The sequence below is a fragment of the Blastococcus brunescens genome, assembly GCF_035320885.1.
Classification (GTDB): domain Bacteria; phylum Actinomycetota; class Actinomycetes; order Mycobacteriales; family Geodermatophilaceae; genus Blastococcus_B; species Blastococcus_B brunescens.
Window position 1 is genome coordinate 3405702 of sequence record NZ_CP141261.1, and the last position, 24350, is coordinate 3430051.

A 24350-nucleotide genomic window follows, 5' to 3' on the forward strand; every position below is an offset into this window, starting at 1 on the left:
GACAGGCCGCGACTTCCCCGAAGTTCCGGACGACGAGCCGCGCGCCTAGCCCGACACGCGCGCTCCCGGCGTCACCCTGTGCACGTGCTCGGACACTCGCACGCCCTGTCGGGCCTGGCCGCCGGTGCGGCCACGCTGCCGTGGGCTCCCGTGCACGGCACCGTCGCGCAGGTCGCCTGGATCTCCGCGGCCGGCGGGTTCGCGATGCTGCCCGACCTCGACCAGCGGGGTTCGACGATCTCGCGCATGTGGGGACCGTTCACCGACGTCCCCTCCGGCGCCGTCGGCACGATCGCGCGGGGGCACCGCTGGGGCACGCACGACGCGATCCTCGGCCCCGCGATCCTCGGCGGGCTCGCCTACCTCGCCGCCGGTGCCTACTGGTCCAGCCTGCTGCTGATGGCGCTGGCCATCGGGCTGGCGCTCCGGGCCCTGCACTTCGTCATCCCCGGCCGAGCCGAGAACACCGTCATCGGCAACCTGCTGCTGTCCTGGGGCGGGGCCTACCTGCTGCTCGAGCACAGCCCGGCCCCGGCCTGGCTCCCCTACGCGGTGGCGGTCGGCGTCCTCACGCACATCGCGGGCGACTTCCTGACGAAGGAGGGCGTCCCCGTCCCGGTCTTCTGGCTGATCAGGCGGAGCCGGCTGGCGCCCATCCACCTGCGCACGGGGGCCTTCGTGGAGAAGGCGATCCTGGTTCCCGCCTTCCTCGTCGCGATCGCCGTGTTCGTCTACCTGAACACCGGGGCGCGCGGCGCCCTCGATCCACTGGTGGAGCGCGTGCTCAGCCTGGGCTGACGCACATCTGCCGCACCCGTCCGGGTGGCCGTCCCCGGACCGTCCCGGGGACCGCGTCGGCCGCCCGGTAGCGTGCCGATATCGTGACCGCCGTCTCACCTGCTCCCCGGCTCACCCGGGGCACGCACGTCGGCTACGCCATGGGCTCCATCGGGACGGCGGCCTTCGGCACCGGCGTGCTGGACCTGGTCTACCGGCCCAGCCGCTGGTTCAACGGGTGATGCCCTCGTCCCGGGCGCAGGACGCGACGGCCTCGGCGACTGCCGTGGCCACCCGGCGGTCCAGCGGGCTGGGAACGATGTAGTCGGCCCGCACCTCGTCGCCGACCACTCCCGCGATGGCCGCGGCCGCGGCCAGCTTCATCCCCTCGGTGATGCTCGTGGCACCGGCGTCGATGGCACCCCGGAAGATGCCCGGGAAGGCCAGCACGTTGTTGATCTGGTTGGCCAGGTCGCTGCGGCCGGTGGCGACGACGGTGGCGTACGTCGCGGCCATCACCGGATCCACCTCGGGCGTCGGGTTGGCCAGGAGAAGACGATGCAGCCCGGCGCCATCGCGGCGATCGCCGCCTCCGGCACGGAGCCGCCCGACAGACCGATGTAGACGTCGGCGCCCTCGAGCGCCCCCACCATGGTGCCCGCGTAGCCGGAGGCGTTGGTGTGCTCGACCAGCCACTGCTTGGTCGGGGTCAGGTCTCCGCGGCCCGCGTGCAGCACGCCCTGCGAGTCGGCGACGGCGATCTCCCCGACGCCCGCCTCGAGCAGGATCTTGGTGCAGGCCACCCCGGCCGCGCCCGCCCCGCTCACGACCACCCGCAGGTCGCCGATCTCCCGGCCGACCACCCTCGCGGCGTTGCGCAGCGCGGCCAGGACGACGATCGCCGTCCCGTGCTGGTCGTCGTGCATGACCGGGATGTCGAGGCGCTCGCGCAGCCGGGCCTCGATCTCGAAGCACCGCGGGGCGCTGATGTCCTCGAGGTTGATGCCGCCGAAGGACGGCGCGATCGCCGCGACGGTCTCGACGATGGTGTCGACGTCGGTGACGCCCAGGACGATCGGGACGGCGTCGAGCCCGCCGAAATCCTTGAACAGGCAGGCCTTGCCCTCCATCACCGGCAGGGAGGCGCTCGGGCCGATGTTCCCGAGGCCGAGCACCGCGGTGCCGTCGGAGACGACCGCGACCACGCGCGGGGCCCAGGTGAACCGCCGGGCGAGGTCGGGCTCGGCCGCGATGGCGCTGGAGACGCGAGCGACGCCGGGGGTGTAGGTGAGGGCCAGATCGGCGATGGAGTCGATGGACCGGGTCGGCGTCACGGAGAGCTTCCCGCCCTCGTGGACCGCGAACGCCGGGTCGTCGGCGAAACGGTCGGCCGTCTGCTCACCCATGGAGGTTCCGCCCATGGGCGACGAGCGTAATCGGCGGCGGGCGACCTCTCGTCGGTCAGGGCCTACCGCTCAGGTGAACGGTCCGTCCGGGAGCCGTCCCGGTCGCGGCCACAGCCGCGCGACGACGCGGCCAACGACGACCGCCGGCCCGAAGGCGCGGCTGTCGTCCTCGACGAACGCGTTGTCGCCCTCGACCCAGTGGCCGCCCGGCACCTCGCGGCGCACGCGCTTGACCACCAGCAGCTCCGGCCGGGTGGGGAACCGGGCCAGGACGACGGAGCCGGCCGCGACGTGGCTGCCGGTCGCGACACGGCGGACGAGCAGCCGGTCGCCGTGCCGCACCGTCGGGGACATCGAGGGGCCGCTCACCCGTGCCATCGCCCAGGGGCTGTCGAGCCGCTGCGGTGCGACGTGAGCCCCGTCTCCCGCACTGTCGCCGTCGATCACCGCGAGTAGGGTCGCAGACGACACAACCCCACGACATCCGGAGGCACATCCATGCGTTTCACCAGCATGTTCTCCACCGTGGAGGCCACCGCGCACTGCGACCTCCCCTGCGGCGTTTACGACCCGGCCCAGGCCCGCATCGAGGCGGAGTCCGTGAAGGGCATCCAGGAGAAGTACCAGGGCAACGAGGACCCGGTCTTCCGCACCCGCGCGATCCTGATCAAGGAGCAGCGGGCGGAGCTGGTCAAGCATCACCTGTGGGTGCTGTGGACCGACTACTTCAAGCCCCCGCACTTCGAGAAGTACCCGCAGCTGCACGAGCTGTTCAACAAGGCGACCAAGCAGGCCGGCGCGGCCGGCGGCAAGGGCAGCATGGACCCGGCCGAGGGCAGAAGCTCCTCGACTACATCGCCGAGATCGACAAGATCTTCTGGGAGACGAAGGCCGCCGCCTAGGCGAAACACCCCGTCCTCCTCACCCCTCCCACGCTCGGGGTGAGCCTCTGGACGGGGCCAACCGCTGCCGGGTCGCCCTCCGGGGGCCCGGCAGCGGCATGCTGTCCCGCCCCCACCCCCGGCGAGCCGTGCAGGCGCCCAGGGTCTGTCAATCCGCGGCTCGGAGGAACTCGTGATCGACGTCGGCGCACTGCTCCAGAAGGTGGAGACGGCTGCCCCGATCGATGCCGTCGAAGCCGTCGCGGCCGAGCTGGGCGACATGGTCGATGCGTCGGCGGTGGCGCTCCTCGTCGCGGACTTCAGCGGGCGGGCCGTGGTCCGCCTCACCTCAGCCGGTCGGGTCGACGGGGCGCGCGGCCACGGCGTGGAGCAGGCCGAGACCCTTCCCCTACCGGGGACCGTCCACGAGCGCGTCCTGCGCACGCAGCAGGCGGACGTCGAGGCTGTCGCCGACGGCGCCCGGATGATCGTGCCGGTCACCGACCGAGGCGACGCGATCGGCCTGCTCGAACTGGAGCTGCCGCGATATCCGTCCGCCGACGAGATCACCGACATCAGCAGCGCGGCCCACGCCCTGGCCTACGTCGTCATCGCCGCCCGGCGGCACACCGACGTCTTCGAGTGGGGCCAGCGGTCGGCACCCTTCGCGCTCGCCGCGGAGATCCAGCGGCGGCTGCTGCCCGCCTCCTACACCTGCGAAGCGGGGCAGTTCACCCTGGCCGGCTGGCTGGAGCCCGCCAGCTCGGTCGGCGGCGACACCTTCGACTACACGCTGGACCGCGACTTCCTGCAGGTGTCGATCACCGATGCCGTGGGACACCAGGTCGAGGCGGCACTGCTCGCGACGCTGCTGGTCGGCGCGCTCCGGAACGGGCGGCGCAAGGGCCTCGAGCTCGGCGCACAGGCCCAGTACGCCAACGACTCGCTCGCCGAGAACAGCGCCTCCGGCCAGTTCGTGACCGGGCAGCTCCTGCGGCTGGAGCTGAGCACGGGCGTCGCGCACATCGTCAACGCCGGCCACACGCTCCCGCTGCGCCTGCGCGACGGCAAGGTCGAGGAGATCGAGCTGGCGGTCGAGGCGCCCTTCGGCGTCCTCCCCGGCAAGGCCTTCCAGGTGCAGCCCTTCCCGCTCGAGCCCGGCGACCGGATCGTGTTCCTGACCGACGGGATGCTCGAGCGCAACGCCGCCTCGCTCGACGTCGCGGCCGCCCTGGCCGACAGCGCCGACCTGCACCCGCGCGAGGTCGTCCACGAGTTGGGTGCGGCGGTCCTGAGGGCCACCGACGGCGACCTCGAGGACGACGCCACGATGGTCTGCCTCGACTGGTACGGCGGCCCTCCCCGCGGCCGGAGCACCCAGTTCGGGGCCGACCCCGACCGTGCCTCGGCGCCGGCCTGACCCCGGACCTCCGGACCGGGGCAGGCCCGGGCCGGTACCGTTCGGGCACCATGCGCATCGACCGGGCCGGGTGGCCTTTCATCACCGGACCCCTCCTTCCCGCCGTTGCCCTCGGTGCGACCCGACGCCGCTGGGCGGTCTGGCCGTTCCTGGCGCTCTCGGCCTACATGGCGCTCTTCTTCCGCGACCCCGACCGGCGGTGCGACACCGTGCCACCGGATCCGGACGACGTCGTCTCCCCGCCGACGGCATGGTGATGGTCGCCGGGGCGCCTCAAGATGGGGTCGCCCCCGAGGGCGACTGGCAGCAGGTGAGCGTCTTCCTGTCGGTCGTCGACGTCCACGTGAACCGGTCGCCCTACCGCGGTGAGGTCGTGGAGAGCTCCTACCGCAAGGGCAGCTTCCTGGCTGCCTACCGGAAGGAATCCGCGCACCGGAACGAGCGCAGCGAGCTCTGGCTGCGGAACTCCGAGGGCCCCACCGACCGCACCGTCGTCTTCCGGCAGATCGTGGGAGTGCTGGCCCGGCGCATCGTGACCCGCACGGGGCCCGGCCAGCAGCTGGCGACCGGCGAGCGGATGGGCCTGATGAAGTTCGGCTCCCGCATGGACGTGTTCGTGCCACCGGAGTGCACGGTGACGGTGACCAAGGGCCAGCGGGTGCGGGGCGGCGAGACCGTCATCGCGCGCTGGCCCGCGGCCGGCTGACCGGGCCGCGGCCATGCCTCCCACACGGCGCACCGTGACCGTGGAGTTCGTCCGCGGCTCGGTCCGCGGCACCCGCCGCCGGGCCCTGGCGACGCTGCCCAGCCTCTTCACCCTCGGCAACATGTTCTGCGGCTTCTTCGCGATCCTGGTGGCGATCCGCGGGCAGTACGACCTCGCCGCCGTGCTGCTCGGGCTGTCGGTGGTCTTCGACATCACCGACGGCGCCGTCGCGCGGCTGGTCGGCGCGGTCACCCCGTTCGGCCTGCAGTTCGACTCCCTCGCCGACCTGGTGTCCTTCGGTCTGGCGCCGGCCCTGCTGGCCTTCACGCTCTTCTCCCAGGGCCAGGACGAGTGGGATCCGCTGGGATGGGTGGTCTGCTTCGTCTGGGTGGCGTGCGCGGCGATCCGGCTGGCCCGGTTCAACACCACGATCGACCCGACCGCCGACAAGCGGTACTTCATCGGCCTGCCCAGCCCCGGCGCGGCCGGCGTGGTGCTGGCGTCGGTGTTCGCCTTCGGTGACCACATGCAGGGCCGCGACCGGCTGTGGGTGCTGCTCATCGTGCTGGTGCCGGCCCTCCTGATGGTCACCAACATCCGGTTCCGCTCGTTCCGGTCACTGGTCAGCCCCAAGAGCGGCCGACCGTACGGGCTCGTGGCCACCGCGCTGCTGCTGGTGGTCGCCTTCGCGCTGTGGCCGGTGCTCACCGGCATGCTGCTGGCCTACGGCTACCTGCTGGCCCCGATCCTGGTCCCGCTCGTCGCCCCGCTGGGCAAGCTGCTCCCGGCGCGGCTGAAGGAGGAGCTCTCGTGAGCGTGCGACCCATCCGTCCCGACGACGTCCCCGCCGTCGTGGCGCTCGTCCGGGAGCTCGCCGACTACGAGAAGGCGCTGCACGAGGTCCGCCTCACCGAGGACCAGCTCACCGACTCCCTGTTCGGCGACGCCCCGGCGCTGTTCGGGCACATCGCTACAGCTGACGACGGGCAGGTCGTCGGGATCGCCCTGTGGTTCCTGAACTTCTCCACCTGGCGGGGCACCCATGGCATCTACCTGGAGGACCTCTACGTCCAGCCGCAGCACCGCGGCCACGGTCTCGGCAAGGAGCTGCTGCGCACCCTCGCGGCGGTCTGCGTCGAGCGTGGCTACTCGCGGCTGGAGTGGTCGGTGCTGGACTGGAACGCCCCGTCCATCGAGTTCTACGAGGCCGCGGGCGCCGTCCCCATGGACGAGTGGACCGTCTTCCGCCTCACCGACGACGCGCTGCTCTCCTTCGCCGCCAGGTGACCGGGTGGACGCGCGCGCCGAGCGCCTGCTCCGCCGCCTGGTCGAGATCGAGACCGGCGAGGCGGTGATCACCACGTACCTGGGTGGCGGGCGCACCGCGACGGAGCGCCGGCCGCACGCGACCGTGGCCGAGTTCCTGCCGGAGCGGGGCGTCGTCGTCATCGAGCACGACGGCGTCGCCGCCCGGCTGCAGCTCGACGAGGCCGAGCTCCTGCACGTGCTGACCGAGGTCGCCGGGGACGCGAGCGAGGTGTGGGGCCGGGAAGTACCCGACGACGAGGCCGCGGCCCGGCTCCTGTCGGTGTGGCTGGACGAGTGCCTGGCCACCCGGGAGCCGCACCCGTCGGGCTGGTGGACGCTCCGGAATTGCTGGTTCCACCCTCTCCCGCCGTGGGAAGCGCCGCGCGACCGCTAGCGTGATCGTCGTGACGATCGAACGCGCCCCCGCCGAGTGCTGGCTCACCGACATGGACGGCGTGCTCGTCCACGAGGAGAAGGCCCTGCCGGGCGCCGCAGATTTCCTGGAGCGGCTGGTCGCGAAGCAGCGGCGCTTCCTCGTGCTGACCAACAACTCGATCTTCACCCCGCGCGACCTCGCCGCCCGGCTGGCCCGCACCGGCCTGCACGTGCCGGAGGAGTCGATCTGGACCTCCGCACTGGCGACGGCGGACTTCCTCACCACCCAGCTGCCCGGTGGCTCCGCCTACGTCATCGGTGAGGCCGGCCTGACGACGGCGCTGCACGAGGTGGGCTACGTCATGACCGACTCCGACCCGGACTACGTCGTCCTCGGTGAGACGCGGACGTACTCCTTCGAGGCCATCACGCGGGCCATCCGGCTGATCGGGCGCGGCGCGCGCTTCATCGCGACCAACCCCGACGTCACCGGCCCGTCCCCGGAGGGCCCGCTCCCGGCCACCGGCTCGGTGGCGGCGATGATCACCCGCGCGACCGGCGCCGAGCCCTACTTCGTCGGCAAGCCCAACCCGATGATGTTCCGCAGTGCGATGAACCGGATCGATGCGCACTCGGAGTCCACGATCATGGTCGGCGACCGGATGGACACCGACGTCGTGGCCGGGATCGAGGCCGGGCTGGAGACGGTGCTGGTGCTCTCCGGGTCCACCGCCGCGTCCGACGTCGCGCGCTTCCCGTTCCGCCCGAGCCGGATCCTCGACTCCATCGCCGACGTGATCGACCTGATCTGAGAAACACCCCTGCCCCCACCACTCGCGGGCTCGCGGCGGGGCCCTGCAGGGGCCGGGGCCGAGGAGCCTTCCTCAGCGCTCCAGGTAGGCCAGTCTGGCCTCGGGCGTCGCGAGCAGGTAGATCTCGGTGGCCACCAGCACCAGGACCGGGAGGCCGATCAGCGGGCGTTCGGCCTCGAAGGCCGCGACGAAGCCCGACAGGCCGAAGAAGATCTGGGCCGCGATGACCGGCCCGCGCGCCCACCCGGCCACTCGCGCCAACCCCACCGCAGCTGCGCCCAGCCCCACGGCGACGAGGGCGAGCATGACCACCTCGGCGAGGGCACGGGAGACGCTGTCCGGAGTGCTGGTCAGGGTCAGCCAGAGCCAGACGGCCGCGCCGAGCCCGACGGCGGCCGCCTGGATGCCGACGACGAGCGCGGCCCAGCGGAGCGCCTGGGGTGCCTCGGTCCGAGGGCGCACCGGCCGCGGCGCGGACGGCTCGGCAGCGGCACCGAACAGCCGGTCCAGCCCGCGGCGGGACGGCTGCCGGGGAGGTCCGCTCGGCTCGGTCACGGCGGCGAGATTACGCGCCCTCCGCTCCCGCCCCCGGGTGCCCGCGGTCCGCTCCTCCCGCGCATCGGCGCCGGTTCTGATTAGCCTGGCGTCCATGCGTGCGCTCGTGGTGGTCAACCCCGCGGCGACGACCACCAGCGCCGGGATGCGCGACGTCCTCGTCGGCGCCCTCGCCAGCGAGCTCAAGCTGGACGTCGTCGAGACCTCCCACCGCGGGCACGCCCGCGAGCTCGCCCGCCAGGCGGTTGCCGAGGGCATGGACGTGGTCGTCTCCGTGGGCGGGGACGGGACGGTGAACGAGGTCGTCAACGGGCTGCTCGTCGACGGCCCCGCGCCACACCTGCCGGTCCTCGCCGTGGTCCCGGGCGGATCGACGAACGTCTTCTCCCGGGCTCTCGGCCGGTCTCGGGACCCGGTGGAGGCCACGGCCGAGATCCTGGCGTCGCTGCGCGCCGGGCGGACCCGGATGGTCTCCTGGGCACCGCCAGCGCCACGGGCACCAGCAGCGCGCCCGTGAGCGGGGTGTCGCCGGCCGAGGCCTCGGCGGCCGCCACCGCTGACGCCCTCGCGCACGACGGGTGGACAGCCCCCGCTGGTTCGTCTTCACCGCGGGATTGGGGTTCGACGCGGAAGTGCTCGCCCGGGTCGAGGCCCGCCGGGCGTCCGGTCGTCGCTCCACCGGGACGCTCTACGTCAAGGAGGCGACCACCGCCTTCCTCCTGGGGCGCGAACGGCGCCGCCCGGCCCTGACGCTGCGCCTGCCGGGCGAACCGGACCTGGAGCAGCTGTTCCTCTGCCTGGTGTCCAACGTGAGCCCCTGGACGTACCTGGGCGCCCGCCCGGTGAACCCGTCGCCCGAGGCGTCCTTCGACACCGGGCTCGACGTCTTCGCCCTGGGCCGGATGGGGCCGCTGCGGATGCTCCACACGCTGCGCCAGGCCCTCGCCCGGGAACCCGATGCGCGCGGGCGCGGCGTGCACCGTCGGCACGACCTCGAGGAGCCTCGCTGACCGCCCTGCGACCGCAGGGGTGGCAGGTGGACGGCGACCACCTGGGGACGGCGACGGGGCTGCGACTGGGCCACGTGCCCGCCGCCCTGCGCGTCGTGGCCTGAAGAAGCGCCCCGTCCGCCCACCGCTCGCGAGCTCGGAGCGGTGCCGTCGAGGGTCGCGCGGAGGGCAGCCTCAGGCACGACGGGACGGCGTTGTCAACGCTCGGCAGCGGCGTGTGGTTCCGTCGAGTGGCGGGCCTACCACGCCCGTGGTGAGCTTGCTCACGAGGGGTCGAACGACGGCCTCGATCTGCTTGACAGGCGTCTGTCACGTGAAAACATCGCGTGCAGAACGCAACTTGCCGGTAACAAGGCAGGTAGTCGCCGAGCCACATCGCTGGGCAACCGATGTCGGCCCTGTACCGCGGTCCGAGGCCGGCGACCGATGGACCAACCGTAGACGACACCGAGGAGTACACCGCCATGGACTGGCGCCACCGCGCGCTCTGCCGGGACGAGGATCCGAGCTGTTCTTCCCGATCGGGACGACCGGCCCGGCAGTCGTGCAGATCGAGCAGGCCAAGGCCGTGTGCCGCCGCTGCCCCGTGACGCAGTCGTGCCTGGACTGGGCCCTGCGCTCGGGTCAGGACTCCGGCGTCTGGGGCGGGCTGTCCGAGGACGAGCGACGCGCCCTCAAGCGCCGTCAGGCTCGCACCCGGGTGCACACCGCCTGATCCCGAGCAGCACGGGCACCCGGGGCATCGTCCCTGGGAGCCGGCACCACAGCACGGACACACATCGCAGCGAGGCCGGTCCGGGAGCGCTTCCGGACCGGCCTCGCTGTTCGTCGTCGTCCGACGCCCGGACCGTCCCCATCCCCGGGGACATCCACCGCCGCAGGCGGGACCGCCCGGTCAGCGGCGGGGAGGCCGGCGCCGGGGAGCGTGAGCACGACCTCGGTCCCCCGCTGGCCGTCCGGGGCGCGCATCGACAGGAGACCGCCCAGTTCGCTGGTGACCAGCGTGCGCACGATCTGCAGTCCGAGCCCGTCGCTGGTCGCCGGGTCGAAGCCCTCGGGCAACCCCGTGCCGTCGTCCCGGACCCGGACCACCAGGTCGTCGCCGTCGCGCTCGGCGATGAGGTCGATCGAGCCGGGCCCCTCGGGGAAGGCGTGCTCGGCCGCGTTGTGGAGCAGTTCGGTCACCGCCAGCACCAGCGGAGTGGCCGCCGCCGCAGGGAGCTCACCGAAGGAGCCGGCCCGTCGCGCCCGGGCGGCCGGGCCGATGCTGGCCAGATCTCCCAGCATCGGCAGCACCTGGTCCATGACGTGGTCCACGTCCACGACGTCCTCGCGGCTGCCGGCCAGCGTCTCGTGGACGATGGCGATCGAGGCCACCCGCCGGACCGACTCCTCGAGGGCCGCGCGCGCGGCCGGCTCGGTCATGCGGCGCGCCTGGAGCCGCAGCAGCGCCGCGACCGTCTGCAGGTTGTTCTTCACCCGGTGGTGGATCTCCCGGATGGTGGCGTCCTTGGTCAGCAGCGCCCGGTCCCGTCGTCGGACGTCGGTGACGTCCCGGACCAGCACCAGCGCCCCGGCCTCGCCGCCGGGCGCCTGCAGCGGCAGGGCGCGGAGCAGCATCGTGGCCGTGGGCCCCTCCACGTCCATCGGATCGGGAAAGCGGCCCGCGACGGCGGCGGCTATCCCGGCGGCCACCGCCTCACCGGCCACGCGATCGGCCGAGGCACACCGGGTGAGCTCGGCCAGGTCCGCGCCGACCACGTCGCCGGCCACCCCGATCCGCCGGTAGGCCGACAGGGCGTTGGGGCTGGCGTAGGCCGCCCGGCCGGCACCGTCGAGGCGGACCAGCCCGTCGCCGACGCGCGGGCTCATCTCGGCGTCCTGGAGCTTCTGCGGAGGGAACGTCCCGGCCGACACCATGAGGCAGAGGTCCGCGGCGATGTCGAGGTAGGTGAGCTCGAGGGTGGACGGCGACCGCGTGACCGCCAGGTTCACGTCCTTCGCCAGCACCGCCACGGCCACGCCGTCGTGCCGGACCGGGATCACCTCGCGGCGCCGCGGCGCCGGGCCGGACAAGTCGGGCTCGCCCTCGGTGACGGGCCGGCCCTCGCGGTGCGCGGTCAGGAACGGCGCGGCGAGGTCGCCGGAGACCTCGCTGCCGACCAGGTCCTCGGGGCGGCTCGTCGGCGCCGTCAGGGGACGCACCTGCGCCACGCACCACCACGCACCGGTGGGCAGGGGCACCCAGAGGGTCAGGTCCGCGAAGGCGAGATCGGCCAGCAGCTGCCAGTCGGCGACCAGTCGGCGGGCGTGGTCGACCTGCGACGGGCTGGAGGCCGAACCCCGGTGGAGACGCTCCGAGAGGCTGCTCATGGTGGCCCGAGCCTAGGGCGCGCCCGCGCCTAGGCTTCCGGCGTGGTCCAGCGCGCCTCCTCCCTGTCCGTGCAACCCGCCCGTCCGGACGAGTTCGGCCGCATCGCCGACCTCACCGTCCGGGTCTACGTGGAGGAGGGCTGGCCTCCGACGGGTACACCGCCGAGCTCGCCGACGTGGCCGGCCGCTCCGCCCGGGCGGAACTGCTCGTCGTGCGGGACGAGGACGGCACCGTCGTGGGCAGCGTCGCGCTGGTGCTGAGCGGCGACTTCGGCGAGGTGACGACGTCCGACGAGGAGGCCGCCTTCCGCATGCTCGTCGTCGATCCGGAGGCCCGGGGTCGCGGCATCGGCGAGCTGCTGGTGAGCACCTGCATGGATCGGGCCCGCGCGGCGGGCAAGCGCCGCATGGTGCTCTCCACCGGCCCCGCGATGACCGCTGCGCACCGGCTCTACGAGCGGCTGGGCTTCCGCCGGCTGCCGGAACGGGACTGGACACCCGCGCCGGGCATCGACCTCATGGTCTACACGCGCGGCCTCTGAGCCCACTCCAGGGCAGCGCCGGCGAGGCTGCGAGGGATGGGGAGGAGGAGGGTCCGTTGTCTCAGGCGTCGATGACGGTGGCGATGAGGTCGCCCTCCTGGAGGACCTCCCCTCGACCACGTGCATCTCCTGCACGACGCCGGCCCGCTCCGTGAGGACGGGGATCTCCATCTTCATGGACTCGAGGATGACCAGCGTGTCCCCGGCGGCCACCGCCGCGCCGGGCTGCACGAGGACCTTCCAGACGCTGGAGACCATCTCCGCGTGGATCTCCTCGACCGCCACCGTGCCTCCTCGTGAGCATGCCCCGTTCCGGGCGCAATCCAAGCACGGAGGGTCAGGGCGCGGGGACGCTCCTCCCGGCGGCCAGCCGCGTCAGCACCGCCGACACCTCAGGTCCGTCGTGCGGCAGGCCCGTCTCCGGCAGCGCCGACAGCACGTCGGACAGGGCTGCCGCAGCCGCGCGGGTGTGGGGCGCGGCGGCACTCACCGTGGCGAGCAGCGCGTCGTACCAGCCGTCCAGCCGATCCCCCGGCTCGTAGCCGTCGACCGCCACCACGTCCACGTCGTCCGGCGCCGTCGTCCGGTGGCGGCCGGGCAGCCGCCCGGTCACCCGGCCCGCTGTTCCTGGCGGGAGCGTCGACCGCAACTGGGCGGCCACCGCCGCCCGCCCCTCGCGCCCGGACGGCTCGGGGCCCTCGGCGCCCTCCGCGCTGCGGAGGGCGAGCTCGACGGCGTCCACCCCGTGCGCGCGCTCCAGGACGGCGATGTCGAGCGAGAAGCCCGCCGCGACCTCGGCCAGCGCCCCGTCCGGCGCGATCCCCACCGTGACCAGTCCGCGCCAGCCCACCTCCGCCAACCGCCTCGCGGTCGGCGGCAGCTCGAGGGAACCGCCGGTGGGCCAGTCCTCCGGCGTCCAGGAGACCCGGGCGATGCCGGCGGCCCGGTCGCGGGCGAGGGCGTGACGAACTGCAGCCCGTCGGCGGTGACCCAGCCCAGCAGCCCCTGTTCGCTGGCCGGTTCCACCCCGTCGCCGCCGAGGCGCTCGAGCACCTCGGCGTCGGGGCCGACCCAGATCAGCCCCGCCGCGGTCACCGCCGCAGCCAGACGGGCATTGCCGGCGAGCGCCGGCGGCACGGGCAACACGGCCCGCACGCCGCTGCGGCGCGCGGCCTCGACGATGCGCTCGACCGCGAGGTAGGACTCGCTGGCCGGGGCCGGACCCAGCAGTACGGCGTCGTCGGCCAGCCGGACGTGCCGCGCCGAGCGCTCGGTCTCCGAGTGCACCGCCACGGCCTTCACCCCGAGCCGGGTGCACGCCGCCACGACCGCGCAGGCGGCCGGCCCCCGGCCCGCCACCAGGACGCTCTCGATCCCCAGCTGTGCCACCACTGCCCCCTCAGCAATCCCCCGGCCGGCATGCGACCGGAGCGCCCCGTGAGAGGCTTGCAGCGTCAGCTTGGCGGTTCCGGCGGCGCCGCGCACGATACGTGCCCCGGCGTCCCGGTCCGCGACAACGAGGGTCTGCGGACCACACCGGCAGCGAGAGGAGGGCAGCGATGTCCAAGCGCGGACGCAAGCGTCGCTCCCGCAAGGGGAGCAAGGCCAACCACGGCAAGCGGCCCAACGCCTGAAGATCGACGAAGCGCCCCACCTCCGCGACTGCGGGTGTGGGGCGCTTGTCGTCCGGCCTCGGCTACGCCGGGCCGGATCGTTCGGTGCTGATCTGCTGGACGGTGATCTGCGTGCCGTCCTCCTCGAAGGACACGCTGGTCAGCTGGATCTTGATCCGCTCGCGGAGACCGGACGGCGGGGCGTCCCCGCCGCAGCGGCGCCGGACGAGCGCCTTGAACTCCTGCTCGATGCCGAACTCGCGCAGGCACGAGGAGCAGTCCTCGAGGTGCTCGGCGATCACCGCCCGCCGCTCGTCCCCGGTCTCGTGGTCGAGGAACTCGAACACGTGCGACAGGACGTCGTCACAGGAGTGGATCTCGATCGGCTCGCCGTGTCGCTTCCCGGCGGGGTCATGGACGTCGTCGGTCATGACTGGCTCGCCTCCTCACCGGCTCCGGCGCGGACGAAGCCGCGCTCGCGGGCGTAGTCGGCCAACAGCTTCTGCAGCCCCCGGCGGCCGCGGTGCAGCCGCGACATCACCGTGCCGATGGGCGTGCCCATGATCTCGGCGATCTCCTTATAGGCGAAGCCCTCGACGTCGGCGAGGTACACCGCCAGCCGGAAGTCCTCCGGGAGCTGCTGCAGCGCCTCCTTGATGTCGGTGTCGGGCAAGTGGTCCAGCGCCTCGATCTCCGCCGAGCGCAAACCGCTGGAGGTGTGCTCCTCGGCGGCGTAGAGCTGCCAGTCCTGCACCTGCTCGGTGGGGTACTGCTGCGGCTGCCGCTGTTTCTTGCGGTAGCTGTTGATGTAGGTGTTGGTCAGGATCCGGTACAGCCACGCCTTGAGGTTCGTGCCCTCGGCGAACTGGTGGAAGGCCGAGTACGCCTTCACGAAGGTCTCCTGGACCAGGTCCTCGGCGTCGGCGGGGTTGCGGGTCATCCGCAGCGCCGCCGGGTAGAGCTGGTCGAGATAGGGCAACGCGTCGCGCTCGAAGCGGGCGTCCCGCTCGGCGCGCGTCTCGGCCACCTCGGCCCGGCTCCCGTCCGCCCGCGCCTCGGGCGTCTCCACGGGGACCGTTCCCTCGGGAGTCTGATCTGCGGTCTGCTCAGGCACCGACCGTCCTCTCTGGGGCCCCCGGATGCGGGGCGCCGCATCGGTCGATCCTAGCCGCGCGGCATCGGGACGGCCCGGGGGCCGCCGGTGCGCGGCCCGCGGGCGGGTGCTGGAGACGGTGCTGCTCACGGCCGGTGCAACCGACCGGGACGGGCACCGATTCCCGTCCGGCGACACGGCCGGCGAGACGCTCGCTACGCTCCCCGCCGTGGCGGCGACTCCGGCGGTGCGGGTGCTCGAGCAGGGCCGGGTGACGCACACCCTGCACCCCTACGACCCCGAGCACCCATCCGACCAGGGCCACGGCGAGGCCGCGGTCGCCGCGCTGGGGGCGGATCCGCGGCAGGTGTTCAAGACCCTCGTCGCGCGCGTGGACGGGGCGCTGACCGTGGCCGTCGTCCCGGTGGCCGGCAGCCTCGACCTGAAGGCGCTGGCCATCGCGGTGGGCGGCCGCAAGGCGGTCATGGCCGAGCCGGCCGACGCCGAGCGGGCCACCGGCTACGTGCTGGGGGCATCAGCCCCTGGGCCAGAAGAAGGCACTTCCCACGGTCGTCGACGGGTCGGCGCTGGGCTTCGCGACCGTCATGGTCAGTGCCGGGCGGCGCGGGCTGCAGGTGGAGCTGCCGCCGGCCGACCTGGTGCGGCTCACCCGCGCACGCACCGCCCCGATCGGCCGCTGACCTCCGCCGCCATGTCTGGCGACGAGCATGAAGTTCCGGTGGCGATGGAAACACCCCTGCCCCCACCGCTCGCACGCTCGCGGCGGGCCCCTGCAGGGCCCCGGCGCGTTGCCCCGGCGATTTCATGCTCGCCGCGACGTGGGGGCGAGTCGTCGATCACGAGCCGTAGGGGTGAGCAGCTGGTCGACCGGCGCGAAGTCGTCGGTGAGCACGTCGGCATCGCCGACGAAGCGGTCCAGCTCGGCGTCCTGCGCGACCTGCCAGACGAGGTCGCGGTCGGTCAGCGCGGCGGCGATCTCCTCGGCGGGGATGGGCGAGCGCGAGGCGACGGCGACGACGTTCCCGCCGTCCTCACCGGCCAGCACCGGGATCCGGGCGAGCAGCGCCACGTGCGGGAAGACCGCCCGCAACGTGGCCAGCTCCGCGCGCACGAAGCCCAGCGGCGGGTGGTCGATGAGGTTGATCGCGTAGATGCCGTCGTCGGTGAGCGCCCGGTCGATCAGCTCGACCGCTTCCCGGGTGGTGAGCTGCCAGGGCACCGACAGCCCGCCGAACGCGTCGCCGACGACGAGATCACGCGTGCCCGCCTCCTCATCGGCGAGCGCCACCCGGCCATCGGCGACCCGGACCCGAAGCTGCTCGCTCGTCTCCAGCGCCAGCTGCTCCCGGTCGATGTCGACGACGCCGGGGTCCACCTCCACGACCAGGCTCTCCGTCCCGGGGCGCACGTGCGCCAGGTAGCGCGGCAGCGTCAGCCCGCCCCCGCCGATGTGCAGCGCCGACAGCGGCTCCCCGTCCGGAGCCAGCGCGTCGGTGACCGCGGCGATCGCCCGGACGTACTCGAACTCCAGGTACGTCGGATCGGCGAGGTCGACGTAGGAGTGGCGGAGGGTGTCCAGCAGCAGCGCCCGCCCCGTCTCCCGTTCCGGGTCGGCGACGACGCGGGCGCAGTGGTAGGCCGTCTCCTCCTCGCACGGGGTCGGGGCGACCGCGGCCAGGCCGAGGCCGGCCAGGGCGAGGACCAGCAGCGCCGGCGGCACCCGGCCGGCCGAGGGCGTGCGACGGCGGATCAGGACGCCGAGTGCGATGCCCACCGCGACGGTGACCGCACCGGTGCCCACGAGGATCACGCTGCTGGGGAGGACGGCGATGAGCAGGAAGCCCGTCGCGAAGGTCGCCGCGATCGCGCCCAGGGTGCCGATGCCCGACAGCCGGCCCACGACCGTGCCGGTCTCCGCGAGGCTGGCCAGCTGCAGCTTGACCACCATCGGCGGCACCGCGGACAGCAGCGCCGCGGGCACGACGACGGCGACCGCGGCCAGCAGCAGGACGCCGCCCGCGTCGGCACCGGCCAGCAGCTCGCCGGTGAACCGCACCAGCGGCAGGACGGCGGCCACCAGGGCACCGCCGGCGACCATCAGCGGCGCCAGCAGCCGGCGCGGATCGGTGCGGTCGGCCGCGGCCCCGCCGGTCCACGCCCCGATGGCGATGGCGGCCAGCGCGAAGCCGATGATCGCGGTGCTCGTCTGCAGGGTGACCCCGACGTAGGGCGCGATCAGCCGCAGCCCGACGATCTCGAGCACCAGCACGGCACCCGAGGAGAGGAAGGTGACGGCGGCCGCCACCCATCGGGGCAGGGGTTCCGAAGGCGCAGGAGGAACCGGGCTGCTCACCGTCAGAACAGCGCCGGCTGGTCGGCCGGAGCGCTGACCGTCTCCGCGCGCGCCACCAGCTCGCGGCCGTTGTTGGCCACGGTGTTGACCGCCGTGCTCACCGGGCGCAGCTCCAGGGCCTCGACGACCTCGGGCGGCGTCGGCGCCGCGAGCTCGCCGACGTCCTCGCGCGCCGGGTCGAGCCAGTCGGCCCAGCGGTCCGGCGGCAGCACCAGCGGCATGCGCTCGTGGATCTCGGTCAGCTCACCGACCGCGGGAGCGGTGACCACCGTGCAGGTGTAGAGCCGGTCCTCGCCCCGTCCCCAGACCTCCCAGAGACCGGCGAAGGCCAGCACGGAGCCGTCGCGCGGGGTGATGAAGTACGGCTGCTTGGTCGGCGAGTCCAGCCGCTTGGCCCACTCGTACCAGCCGTCGGCCGGCACCAGGCACCGGCGGGAGGCGGCCGCCTTGCGGAAGGCCGGCTTGTCGGCGAGGGACTCGACGCGGGCGTTGAGCATCCGGTTGCCGACCGATGCGTCCTTGGCCCAGGAGGGCACCAGCCCCCAGCGCACGACGCGCAGCTCACGGTGCCCACCGCCGGTCGGCGCGCCCTCGGGGTCGCGTTCCTTCTTGTGCCGGACGACGTACACGTCCTTCGTCGGCGCGACGTTGTAGTCCGCCGGCAGCGGCGTCTGCCCCTCGGCCCGGACGGCCTCGAACTCGACGACGAGGTCGTCGGGGTTGCGGCTGGCCGCGTAGCGACCGCACATGGGCGCTTCCTCCCTGCTCGGGCTGTCCTCTCGAACTGTAGGTGCGGCCTCCGACGACCCGCCGCGCGTGCCCGTGGCGAGGAGGGGTAGACCCTTGGGCGGACGACGTTCCCCAGAGACGAGGATCACCCGAGTGACCGCGACGCAGAACCCCCGACCGAGCACCCGAAGACCGCCAGCGACGCCGGAGCCCGGCGGTACGCGACGGTCAACCCTTACACCGGCGAGACCGAGCAGGAGTTCCCTTCCTCGAGACCGGCGCCATCGACGGCGTCGTCGGGCAGGCGCACGCCGCGTTCGGCGAGTGGCGTCGCCGGTCGGTCGAGGAGCGGGCGGCCGTGGTCGCGAAGGCCGCTGAACTCATGCTCGAGCGCAAGGACGAGTTCGCCGCGCTCATCACCAAGGAGATGGGCAAGCGCATCCAGGAGGCCGCCGGCGAGGTCACGCTGGCGGCGAGCATCCTGCAGTACTACGCGGAGAAGGGCCCCGGCTTCCTCGAGCCCCGCTCGATCGACGTGATGCAGGGCGAAGCCGTCGTCGTCAACGAGCCGGTCGGCGTCCTGCTGGCGATCGAGCCGTGGAACTACCCGCTCTACCAGGTGGTCCGGGTCGCCGGCCCGAACCTGGTGCTGGGCAACACGATCCTGCTCAAGCACGCCGAGCTGAACCCCCAGTGCGCGCTGGCCCTCGAGAAGCTCTTCCGCGACGCCGGGGCTCCCGAGGGCGTCTACACGAACGTGTTCCTGAAGATCGCCGACGTCGAGCAGGTCATCGCCGACCGCCGCGTGCAGGGGTCACCCTCACCGGCAGCGAGAAGGCCGGGGCAAGCGTGGCCGAGATCGCCGGGCGCCACCTCACGAAGTCGGTGCTCGAGCTCGGCGGCAGCGACCCGTTCATCGTGCTCGACGCCGAGGACCTCGGCCGCACGGTGAAGGCCGCGACGATGGGCCGCATGGCCAACACCGGCCAGGCCTGCATCGCCGCCAAGCGGATCATCGTGAAGGAGGACATCTACGACGACTTCGTCGCGGGCCTGCAGCAGGCCTTCGCCTCCTTCTCCCCGGCGACCCGGCCGACCCGTCCACGTCGCTGGGACCGGTCTCGTCCGAGCGGGCGGCCCAGGACCTGCACGCGCAGATCCAGGACGCGATCGACAAGGGCGCCACGGTGCTGGCCGGCGGGGGCGCCCCGATCTGCCCGGCGCCTTCGTCGAGCCCACCCTGCTGGCCGACGTCACCCCGGAGATGCGGGCGTTCCGCGAGGAGCTGTTCGGGCCGGCGGCCGTCGTCTACCGCGTCAAGGACGAGGACGAGGCGGTCGCTCTGGCCAACGACAGCGACTACGGCCTGTCCGCGGTCGTCTACAGCGGCGACGTCGACCGGGCGAAGGCCGTGGCCGAGCGCTTGGGTCCGGGATGGTCTGGGTCAACCAGCCCTCCGGGTCCTCGCCGGAGCTGCCCTTCGGCGGGGTGAAGCGGTCGGGCTACGGCCGCGAGCTGTCCGAGCTCGGCATGTTCGAGTTCGCCAACCGCCGCCTGGTACGGGTACTGCCCGCGAAGAAGGCCTCCAAGCCGGCCGGCGGCTGACGACGGGGCCGTACGGTGCGGCTGTCATCCCCCGCCCGCCCCACGGGCAGGATGTAGGCATGCCTCCGGTCTGGACGACGCCGCACCGCACGGCACCGGTCGACGCCGTCGTCGCGCTGCCCGGGTCCAAGTCGATCACCGCGCGGGCCCTGATCCTCGCGGCGCTCGCCGACGGCCCGAGCCGGCTGGTCCGGCCGCTGCGCGCCCGGGACACCGAGCTGATGGCTGACGGTCTCCGTGCCCTCGGGACCCGGATCGACGACCATGGCTCGCCCACCCACCCGGACCAGCTGGTCACCCCGGGCCCGCTCCGGGGCCCGCCGAGGTCGACGCCGGCCTCGCCGGCACGGTGCTCCGGTTCCTCCCCCGGTGGCAGCCCTGGCCGTCGGCCCCGTGCGCCTGGACGGCGACGCCCGCCTGCGCGACCGCCCCAACGCCGGGCTGATCGCCGGGCTCCGCGACGCCGGGGTGCGGATCGACGACGACGGCCGCGGCCGCGCGCCCTTCACCGTGCACGGCACCGGGCGGGTCCCCGGCGGGGCGGTGACCGTCGACGCCAGCGAGTCCAGTCAGGTCGTGTCCGGGTTGCTGCTCGCCGCGGCGCGCTTCGACGAGGGCCTGGACCTCCGGCTGAGCGGCGGCGTGCCGTCGATGCCCCACGTGGACATGACCGTGACGACGCTGCGCGGGCACGGGGTGGACGTCGTCGCCACCGAGCGCGGCTGGCGGGTCGCCCCGGGGCCGATCGCGGCGCGCGACGTCGTCGTCGAGCCCGACCTCTCCAACGCCGCCCCTTCCTCGCCGCCGCCCTGGTCACCGGCGGCCGGGTGACGGTGCGCGACTGGCCGGAGAGCACCACCCAGCCCGGCGCCCAGCTCGACCAGCTGCTGGCCACCATGGGCGCGGAGGTCGCACGCACCCACGAGGGCCTGCAGGTCACCGGCGGGCACACCATCCGGCCGCTGGTCGCCGACCTCGGCGAGGTGGGCGAGCTGACCCCGGTCCTGGCGGCGCTCTGCACCCTCGCGGACGGCCCGTCCCGGCTCACCGGGATCGGGCACCTGCGGGGACACGAGACCGACCGGCTGCAGGCGCTGGACGAGGTGCTGACCGCGGTCGGTGCGCGCGTCGAGCAGCTGCCCGACGGGCTGGTGATCGAGCCGGGTCCCCGGCGACCGGCGCAGCTGGATTCCTACGCCGACCACCGCATGGTGCACGCCGGCGCCGTCCTGGGACTGGCGATCGACGGCGTCGAGGTCGCCGGGCCCGGTGCCGTCACCAAGACCCTGCCCGACTTCCTCGACCGGTGGGCGGAACTGCTGGGCGAGCCGGTCGGGGTGGCCCCTGAGCGGCCGGCGGCACGACAGCCGCTCGGACGAGGACGACATCCGCGTCCGGCCCAGCCGTCGTGGTTCCCGCCCCCGCACCCGCACCCGGCCGGTGCACGCCGACGCCGTCCCCGGGCTCGTCGTGGCCGTCGACCGCGGCCGGATGACGGTCCGGGTCGACGGGCCCGACGGCGCGGTCGACGTCACCACGATGCGCGCCCGCGAGCTGGGCAAGCACGGCGTCGTCGTGGGCGATCGCGTGCGGGTGGTCGGTGACACCAGCGGCCGCACCGACAGCCTGGCCCGCATCGTGGCCATCGAGGAGCGGGCGACCTCGCTGCGGCGCACCGCCGACGACACCGATCCCACCGAGCGCGTGGTGGTGGCGAACGCCGACCTGCTGGTGATCGTGACCGCCGTCGTGGATCCCGAGCCGGCACTGGGATTCCTCGACCGCTGCCTCGTCGCCGCCTACGCCGGCGGCCTCGAGCCGCTGCTGTGCCTGACCAAGACCGACCTGGGCAGTCCCCAGCCGCTGCTCGACCGGTACGCCGGCCTGGGACTGGACGCGGTCGCGCTCTCCCGCGAGCTGCCGCTGGACCCGCTGGTGGACCGGATCACCGACCGCATGAGCGTGTTCGTCGGGCAGTCCGGCGTCGGCAAGTCGACCCTGGTGAACCGGCTCGTCCCCGACGCGCTGCGCGCCACCGGCGACGTCAGCAAGATCGGCAAGGGCCGGCACACGTCGTCCTCCGCCGTGCTGTTCGACCTGCCCGGCGGAGGCACCGTCATCGACACCCCGGGCATCCGGTCGTTCGGCCTGGCGCACGTCACCGCCGACGACGTCCTCGCCGCCTTCGACGAGATCGCCGAGGCGGCCGTCGACTGCCCGCCTGCCTGCGGGCACACGGCCGAGGACCCGGGTGCGCCCTCGACGCCTGGGCGTCGGCCGGTCCCCCGGCCCGTCAGGAGCAGCTGGTCGCCCTGCGGGTGCTCCTGGACGCCGTCGGTCAGGTCGGCCCCGGATATTGAGCTGAGGACCTCCCTGCCGGGGAGGGAGGTCCTCAGGTGAACAGGTCGTCGTCCATCGGCTCGTCGACCGCCTCGATGCGCAGGTCGTGGCCCTTCCCGGGGTCAGCCCACCGATCTCCTCCGTCAGCACGCAGACACCCGTGCCGACGTCCAGCCGGACCAGGTACGCGTCGGGGTAGACCGGCAGCACGTGCTGCGGGTGGTCCCGGTACTCGATCAGGTCGATCGCGCGGGACCGCAGCAGCGGGCAGCAGCCGCAGCGCGGCTCGTAGGCGTCGGCCGGGCGGGCGACGGCCTCCCACGCCGGCCGTCCGCCGTGCTCCACCTCGGCGAGCGACTCCACGTCGACCCCCGGTGCGGGCAGGTCGGTGCCGGGGTCGATCCCGTCGGCGAGCTCGGCCGGGTCGAGCATCGCCACCCAGTGGTAGTTCTGGTACATCGGGGCGTCGGTGCCCGACGCCCACGGCGCGGGCCGGCTCTCGACCAGCCCGTCGGGACGCAGCACCGGCACCGCGCGTTCGCCGTCCGGGGCGTCGCGGAGCACCTGCAGCAGCACGCCGTCGAGCTCCTCCACCCGCAGCCGGTCGGGCCGGCGCAGCCACGCCCGCACCGCACCGGTCCCCCACCGGTCGCCGGACCAGGACACCGCGAACCGCAGCGTCGTCCAGCGCCACGGCGACGATCGCGCCAGGGCGGCGAACGTGTCGGCGGACGGTGGCATGCCCGGAGTCTGCAAGGACCGGCAGCGGGTCGTCGAACGGATTCGTCGACAGGTCGACGTGTCGACCTGTCGACTCAGACGTCCACGTAGCCGCCGCTGCGCCAGTAGACGCCCGCCTCCCGGGTCAGCAGGCCCTCGTCGACCAGATAGCGGCGCAAGGCTGCGACGTCGGGGTGCCAGACCGCGAGCAGCGCGTTGACCTCGCGCTCGGGGTACCGCACGCCGGGTTCGAAGATGCGGACGAGGTGCTGCAGCACGACCCGGCGCTTGCCGCGCTGGGCGGGGATGGAGACCAGCCGTCCGTCGCGGACGAAAGCCGACAGCACGGCGTCCTCCGCAGGGTCGGAGGACAGCGGCTCGGGTGGCGGCGCCGATTCCGCGGCGGCGCGCGCCGCGGCACCGAAGCGCTCGGTGTGCAGCGCGAGGTCGTGCCCGTCGCGGTGCACGAGCCCGGCCCGGGCCAGCCGGCGGGCGGCCAGCGCGACGTCCTTGAGCGAGAGGCCCGAGGCGGCCGACACCTGCTCGATCGTCCCGGCGCCGAGCGCCAGCGCGGCGACCACCTTCAGCCGGGCCGGGTCGGCGAGCAGCCCGGCGATCGTAGCGGCGTCCACTCCCTGACGGTATCGACGCATCGGTCGACCGGGCCCGGGTAGGGCCGTAGGCGTGGTGAGCCCGATCGACATCCAGAAGGCCCTGTCCGGCATGGACTACCCGGCGAGCAAGGACGCCATCGTCCGGCACGCCGAGCAGCAGGGCGGCAGCGACGAGGTGGTCCAGGCCCTCCAGAAGATCGAGGACCGGGAGTACGAAGGGCCCAGCGGGGTCAGTTCAGCGGTCTTCGACTGATCCCCGACTAGGTTCGGTGCCCATGACATCGGGCCGGGGATTCTCCGAGGACATGCGGCTGGCACACGTGCTGGCCGACCAAGCCGACTCGATCAGCCTGGACCGCTTCAAGGCGCAGGACCTGACGGTGGACACGAAGCCGGATCTGACGCCGGTGACCGACGCCGACCGTGCGGTCGAGGAGATGCTCCGGATCACGCTGAGCCGCGCACGGACCCGCGACGCGGTGATGGGTGAAGAGTTCGGGACGACGGGGCACGGGCCGCGCCGCTGGGTGCTCGACCCCATCGACGGCACGAAGAACTTCGTCCGCGGCGTTCCGGTGTGGGCCACGCTCATCGCCCTGTTCGACGGCGAGGAGCCGGTGGTGGGCCTGGTGTCCGCTCCAGCGCTGAACCGCCGCTGGTGGGCGGCGAAGGACGTCGGTGCGTGGACCGGCCGGCGCCTGGAGTCCGCGACCCGCTGCCGGGTCTCGGAGGTCACCGAGCTCGGCGACGCGAGCCTCTCGTACTCCAGCCTGTCCGGATGGGAGGAGCGGGGCGTCCTGGACGGCTTCCTCGACCTGACCCGCTCGGTCTGGCGGACCCGCGCCTACGGCGACTTCTGGAGCTACTGCCTGCTCGCGGAGGGTGCCGTGGACATCGCCTGCGAGCCCGAGGTGTCGATCTGGGACCTCGCCGCGCTCGACGTCATCGTGCGCGAGGCCGGGGGCCGGTTCACCGACCTGACCGGCGCGCAGGGGCCCGCGGGTGGGCACGCGATCGCCACGAACGGGGCGCTGCACGACGCGGCCCTCGCGCACGTCCGGCTGCCCGACCCTGCCTGATCCGGCGGAGGACGGGCG

General features: G+C 73.6%; 32 protein-coding genes and 7 pseudogenes. 26 read left to right on the forward strand and 13 right to left on the reverse strand.

Going from position 1 to position 24350, the window contains the following annotated elements:
- Positions 1–84 precede the first annotated feature (84 nt).
- Both U6N30_RS22885 and U6N30_RS22890 read left to right on the forward strand, forming a co-directional pair.
- Positions 85–798 (forward strand): metal-dependent hydrolase, encoded by a 714-nt coding sequence (locus U6N30_RS22885; protein ID WP_324274088.1) that lies wholly within the window; start codon positions 85–87, stop codon positions 796–798.
- An 83-nt stretch (positions 799–881) separates the two neighbouring features.
- Entirely contained in the window at positions 882–1019 is a 138-nt protein-coding gene (locus U6N30_RS22890; RefSeq protein ID WP_324274089.1) for a hypothetical protein, read from the forward strand.
- Here the strand turns inward: U6N30_RS22890 and U6N30_RS22895 are convergent.
- The 3 genes from U6N30_RS22895 to U6N30_RS22905 all read right to left on the reverse strand — a co-directional run bounded on the left by U6N30_RS22895 (position 1009) and on the right by U6N30_RS22905 (position 2630).
- Positions 1009–1293 (reverse strand): malic enzyme-like NAD(P)-binding protein, encoded by a 285-nt coding sequence (locus tag U6N30_RS22895; protein WP_324278428.1) that lies wholly within the window; start codon positions 1291–1293, stop codon positions 1009–1011. The genes U6N30_RS22890 and U6N30_RS22895 overlap by 11 nt on opposite strands.
- Positions 1293–2183 (reverse strand): NAD(P)-dependent malic enzyme, encoded by an 891-nt coding sequence (locus U6N30_RS22900; RefSeq protein WP_324274090.1) that lies wholly within the window; start codon positions 2181–2183, stop codon positions 1293–1295. Before U6N30_RS22900 ends, U6N30_RS22895 begins: the two co-directional genes overlap by 1 nt.
- Before the next feature lie 69 nt (positions 2184–2252).
- Positions 2253–2630 (reverse strand): S26 family signal peptidase, encoded by a 378-nt coding sequence (locus U6N30_RS22905; RefSeq protein ID WP_324274091.1) that lies wholly within the window; start codon positions 2628–2630, stop codon positions 2253–2255.
- Between the two features lie 51 nt (positions 2631–2681).
- On the opposite strand from U6N30_RS22905, the gene sodN reads away from it, so the two are divergent.
- The 8 genes from sodN to U6N30_RS22945 all read left to right on the forward strand — a co-directional run bounded on the left by sodN (position 2682) and on the right by U6N30_RS22945 (position 7685).
- Complete coding sequence (sodN, locus tag U6N30_RS22910) at positions 2682–3128, forward strand: superoxide dismutase, Ni (RefSeq protein ID WP_479690536.1); 447 nt, start codon at positions 2682–2684, stop codon at positions 3126–3128.
- A gap of 129 nt (positions 3129–3257) precedes the next feature.
- Complete coding sequence (locus tag U6N30_RS22915; RefSeq protein ID WP_324274092.1) at positions 3258–4484, forward strand: PP2C family protein-serine/threonine phosphatase; 1227 nt, start codon at positions 3258–3260, stop codon at positions 4482–4484.
- 50 nt (positions 4485–4534) lie between these two features.
- Positions 4535–4741: a phosphatidylserine decarboxylase gene (locus U6N30_RS22920; RefSeq protein WP_324274093.1), complete on the forward strand. Its 207-nt coding sequence runs from the start codon at positions 4535–4537 to the stop codon at positions 4739–4741.
- On the forward strand, positions 4735–5190 hold the full coding sequence (locus U6N30_RS22925; RefSeq protein ID WP_324274094.1) for a phosphatidylserine decarboxylase: 456 nt from the start codon (positions 4735–4737) through the stop codon (positions 5188–5190). Before U6N30_RS22920 ends, U6N30_RS22925 begins: the two co-directional genes overlap by 7 nt.
- Positions 5191–5203: 13 nt before the next feature.
- On the forward strand, positions 5204–6004 hold the full coding sequence (pssA, locus tag U6N30_RS22930; RefSeq protein WP_324274095.1) for a CDP-diacylglycerol--serine O-phosphatidyltransferase: 801 nt from the start codon (positions 5204–5206) through the stop codon (positions 6002–6004).
- Complete coding sequence (locus tag U6N30_RS22935; protein WP_324274096.1) at positions 6001–6477, forward strand: GNAT family N-acetyltransferase; 477 nt, start codon at positions 6001–6003, stop codon at positions 6475–6477. Before pssA ends, U6N30_RS22935 begins: the two co-directional genes overlap by 4 nt.
- Positions 6478–6481: 4 nt before the next feature.
- Positions 6482–6892, forward strand: a complete 411-nt coding sequence (locus U6N30_RS22940) for a hypothetical protein (RefSeq protein ID WP_324274097.1) — start codon at positions 6482–6484, stop codon at positions 6890–6892.
- Positions 6893–6902: 10 nt separating this feature from the next.
- Positions 6903–7685, forward strand: a complete 783-nt coding sequence (locus U6N30_RS22945) for an HAD-IIA family hydrolase (protein ID WP_324274098.1) — start codon at positions 6903–6905, stop codon at positions 7683–7685.
- A gap of 72 nt (positions 7686–7757) precedes the next feature.
- Here U6N30_RS22945 and U6N30_RS22950 read toward each other — a convergent pair whose 3' ends face one another.
- Positions 7758–8240: a hypothetical protein gene (locus U6N30_RS22950; protein ID WP_324274099.1), complete on the reverse strand. Its 483-nt coding sequence runs from the start codon at positions 8238–8240 to the stop codon at positions 7758–7760.
- A gap of 94 nt (positions 8241–8334) precedes the next feature.
- On the opposite strand from U6N30_RS22950, the gene U6N30_RS22955 reads away from it, so the two are divergent.
- The 3 genes from U6N30_RS22955 to U6N30_RS22965 all read left to right on the forward strand — a co-directional run bounded on the left by U6N30_RS22955 (position 8335) and on the right by U6N30_RS22965 (position 9965).
- Positions 8335–8757 (forward strand): diacylglycerol/lipid kinase family protein, encoded by a 423-nt coding sequence (locus tag U6N30_RS22955; protein WP_324274100.1) that lies wholly within the window; start codon positions 8335–8337, stop codon positions 8755–8757.
- A gap of 61 nt (positions 8758–8818) precedes the next feature.
- Positions 8819–9250 (forward strand): diacylglycerol/lipid kinase family protein, encoded by a 432-nt coding sequence (locus U6N30_RS22960; RefSeq protein ID WP_324274101.1) that lies wholly within the window; start codon positions 8819–8821, stop codon positions 9248–9250.
- A 544-nt stretch (positions 9251–9794) separates the two neighbouring features.
- Entirely contained in the window at positions 9795–9965 is a 171-nt protein-coding gene (locus U6N30_RS22965; RefSeq protein ID WP_479690537.1) for a WhiB family transcriptional regulator, read from the forward strand.
- On the opposite strand, the gene U6N30_RS22970 is transcribed toward U6N30_RS22965, so the two are convergent.
- A complete protein-coding gene (locus tag U6N30_RS22970) occupies positions 9935–11623 on the reverse strand; it encodes a sensor histidine kinase (protein WP_324274102.1) in 1689 nt (562 codons plus the stop codon). The two genes, U6N30_RS22965 and U6N30_RS22970, sit on opposite strands and share 31 nt — an antisense overlap.
- Positions 11624–11799: 176 nt before the next feature.
- Here U6N30_RS22970 and U6N30_RS22975 point away from each other — a divergent pair, with 176 nt between their 5' ends.
- Positions 11800–12165, forward strand: a complete 366-nt coding sequence (locus tag U6N30_RS22975) for a GNAT family N-acetyltransferase (RefSeq protein ID WP_324274103.1) — start codon at positions 11800–11802, stop codon at positions 12163–12165.
- A gap of 165 nt (positions 12166–12330) precedes the next feature.
- On the opposite strand, the pseudogene U6N30_RS22980 reads toward U6N30_RS22975, so the two are convergent.
- Positions 12331–12423, reverse strand: a pseudogene (locus U6N30_RS22980) (biotin/lipoyl-containing protein); the annotation flags it as partial.
- Positions 12424–12502: 79 nt separating this feature from the next.
- Positions 12503–13015 carry a hypothetical protein gene (locus U6N30_RS22985; protein ID WP_324278607.1) on the reverse strand — a complete coding sequence of 171 codons (513 nt, stop codon included), beginning with the start codon at positions 13013–13015 and terminating at the stop codon, positions 12503–12505.
- A 111-nt stretch (positions 13016–13126) separates the two neighbouring features.
- On the opposite strand from U6N30_RS22985, the gene U6N30_RS22990 reads away from it, so the two are divergent.
- Positions 13127–13366 (forward strand): hypothetical protein, encoded by a 240-nt coding sequence (locus U6N30_RS22990; RefSeq protein ID WP_324278608.1) that lies wholly within the window; start codon positions 13127–13129, stop codon positions 13364–13366.
- Here the strand turns inward: U6N30_RS22990 and U6N30_RS22995 are convergent.
- Positions 13273–13650: pseudogene (locus tag U6N30_RS22995) on the reverse strand (biotin carboxylase N-terminal domain-containing protein); the annotation flags it as partial. The gene U6N30_RS22990 and the pseudogene U6N30_RS22995 overlap by 94 nt on opposite strands.
- Positions 13651–13724: 74 nt before the next feature.
- On the opposite strand from U6N30_RS22995, the gene U6N30_RS34485 reads away from it, so the two are divergent.
- The gene (locus tag U6N30_RS34485) at positions 13725–13799 is read left to right on the forward strand and encodes a 50S ribosomal protein bL37 (protein WP_099459150.1); all 75 of its coding nucleotides are present in this window, start codon (positions 13725–13727) and stop codon (positions 13797–13799) included.
- A gap of 62 nt (positions 13800–13861) precedes the next feature.
- Here the strand turns inward: U6N30_RS34485 and rsrA are convergent, their stop codons facing one another.
- Positions 13862–14209: a mycothiol system anti-sigma-R factor gene (rsrA, locus tag U6N30_RS23000; RefSeq protein ID WP_324274104.1), complete on the reverse strand. Its 348-nt coding sequence runs from the start codon at positions 14207–14209 to the stop codon at positions 13862–13864.
- A complete protein-coding gene (locus tag U6N30_RS23005; protein WP_324274105.1) occupies positions 14206–14847 on the reverse strand; it encodes a sigma-70 family RNA polymerase sigma factor in 642 nt (213 codons plus the stop codon). The genes rsrA and U6N30_RS23005 overlap by 4 nt, the downstream gene beginning before the upstream one ends.
- A 70-nt stretch (positions 14848–14917) precedes the next feature.
- Here U6N30_RS23005 and U6N30_RS23010 point away from each other — a divergent pair.
- Positions 14918–15355 (forward strand): annotated as a pseudogene (locus tag U6N30_RS23010) (YbaK/EbsC family protein); the annotation flags it as partial.
- Positions 15356–15694: 339 nt separating this feature from the next.
- On the opposite strand, the gene U6N30_RS23015 reads toward U6N30_RS23010, so the two are convergent.
- Together U6N30_RS23015 and U6N30_RS23020 are read right to left on the reverse strand one after the other, a co-directional pair.
- A complete protein-coding gene (locus U6N30_RS23015; protein ID WP_324274106.1) occupies positions 15695–17197 on the reverse strand; it encodes a fused MFS/spermidine synthase in 1503 nt (500 codons plus the stop codon).
- Between the two features lie 50 nt (positions 17198–17247).
- Positions 17248–17994 (reverse strand): SOS response-associated peptidase, encoded by a 747-nt coding sequence (locus tag U6N30_RS23020; RefSeq protein WP_324274107.1) that lies wholly within the window; start codon positions 17992–17994, stop codon positions 17248–17250.
- A 263-nt stretch (positions 17995–18257) separates the two neighbouring features.
- Between U6N30_RS23020 and U6N30_RS23025 the strand changes: the two are divergent.
- The 7 genes and pseudogenes from U6N30_RS23025 to rsgA form a co-directional block, all read left to right on the forward strand.
- Positions 18258–18713: pseudogene (locus U6N30_RS23025) on the forward strand (aldehyde dehydrogenase family protein); the annotation flags it as partial.
- 110 nt (positions 18714–18823) lie between these two features.
- Positions 18824–18991 (forward strand): annotated as a pseudogene (locus tag U6N30_RS23030) (aldehyde dehydrogenase family protein); the annotation flags it as partial.
- Between the two features lie 92 nt (positions 18992–19083).
- Positions 19084–19579 (forward strand): annotated as a pseudogene (locus tag U6N30_RS23035) (aldehyde dehydrogenase family protein).
- Between the two features lie 59 nt (positions 19580–19638).
- A pseudogene (locus U6N30_RS23040) lies at positions 19639–19830 on the forward strand (3-phosphoshikimate 1-carboxyvinyltransferase); the annotation flags it as partial.
- Between the two features lie 118 nt (positions 19831–19948).
- Positions 19949–20410, forward strand: a complete 462-nt coding sequence (locus tag U6N30_RS23045) for a 3-phosphoshikimate 1-carboxyvinyltransferase (RefSeq protein WP_324274108.1) — start codon at positions 19949–19951, stop codon at positions 20408–20410.
- Positions 20407–21183, forward strand: a complete 777-nt coding sequence (locus U6N30_RS23050) for a 3-phosphoshikimate 1-carboxyvinyltransferase (protein ID WP_324278429.1) — start codon at positions 20407–20409, stop codon at positions 21181–21183. Before U6N30_RS23045 ends, U6N30_RS23050 begins: the two co-directional genes overlap by 4 nt.
- Positions 21071–21979 carry a ribosome small subunit-dependent GTPase A gene (gene rsgA / locus U6N30_RS23055; protein WP_324278430.1) on the forward strand — a complete coding sequence of 303 codons (909 nt, stop codon included), beginning with the start codon at positions 21071–21073 and terminating at the stop codon, positions 21977–21979. Before U6N30_RS23050 ends, rsgA begins: the two co-directional genes overlap by 113 nt.
- A gap of 755 nt (positions 21980–22734) precedes the next feature.
- Here rsgA and U6N30_RS23060 read toward each other — a convergent pair.
- Complete coding sequence (locus U6N30_RS23060; RefSeq protein WP_324274109.1) at positions 22735–23271, reverse strand: DUF2087 domain-containing protein; 537 nt, start codon at positions 23269–23271, stop codon at positions 22735–22737.
- A 52-nt stretch (positions 23272–23323) separates the two neighbouring features.
- Between U6N30_RS23060 and U6N30_RS23065 the strand changes: the two genes are divergently transcribed.
- Positions 23324–23506, forward strand: coding sequence for a DUF2795 domain-containing protein (locus tag U6N30_RS23065; RefSeq protein ID WP_324274110.1), 183 nt, complete (start codon positions 23324–23326; stop codon positions 23504–23506).
- A gap of 52 nt (positions 23507–23558) precedes the next feature.
- Positions 23559–24332: a histidinol-phosphatase gene (gene hisN / locus U6N30_RS23070; RefSeq protein WP_324274111.1), complete on the forward strand. Its 774-nt coding sequence runs from the start codon at positions 23559–23561 to the stop codon at positions 24330–24332.
- Positions 24333–24350: the final 18 nt, after the last annotated feature.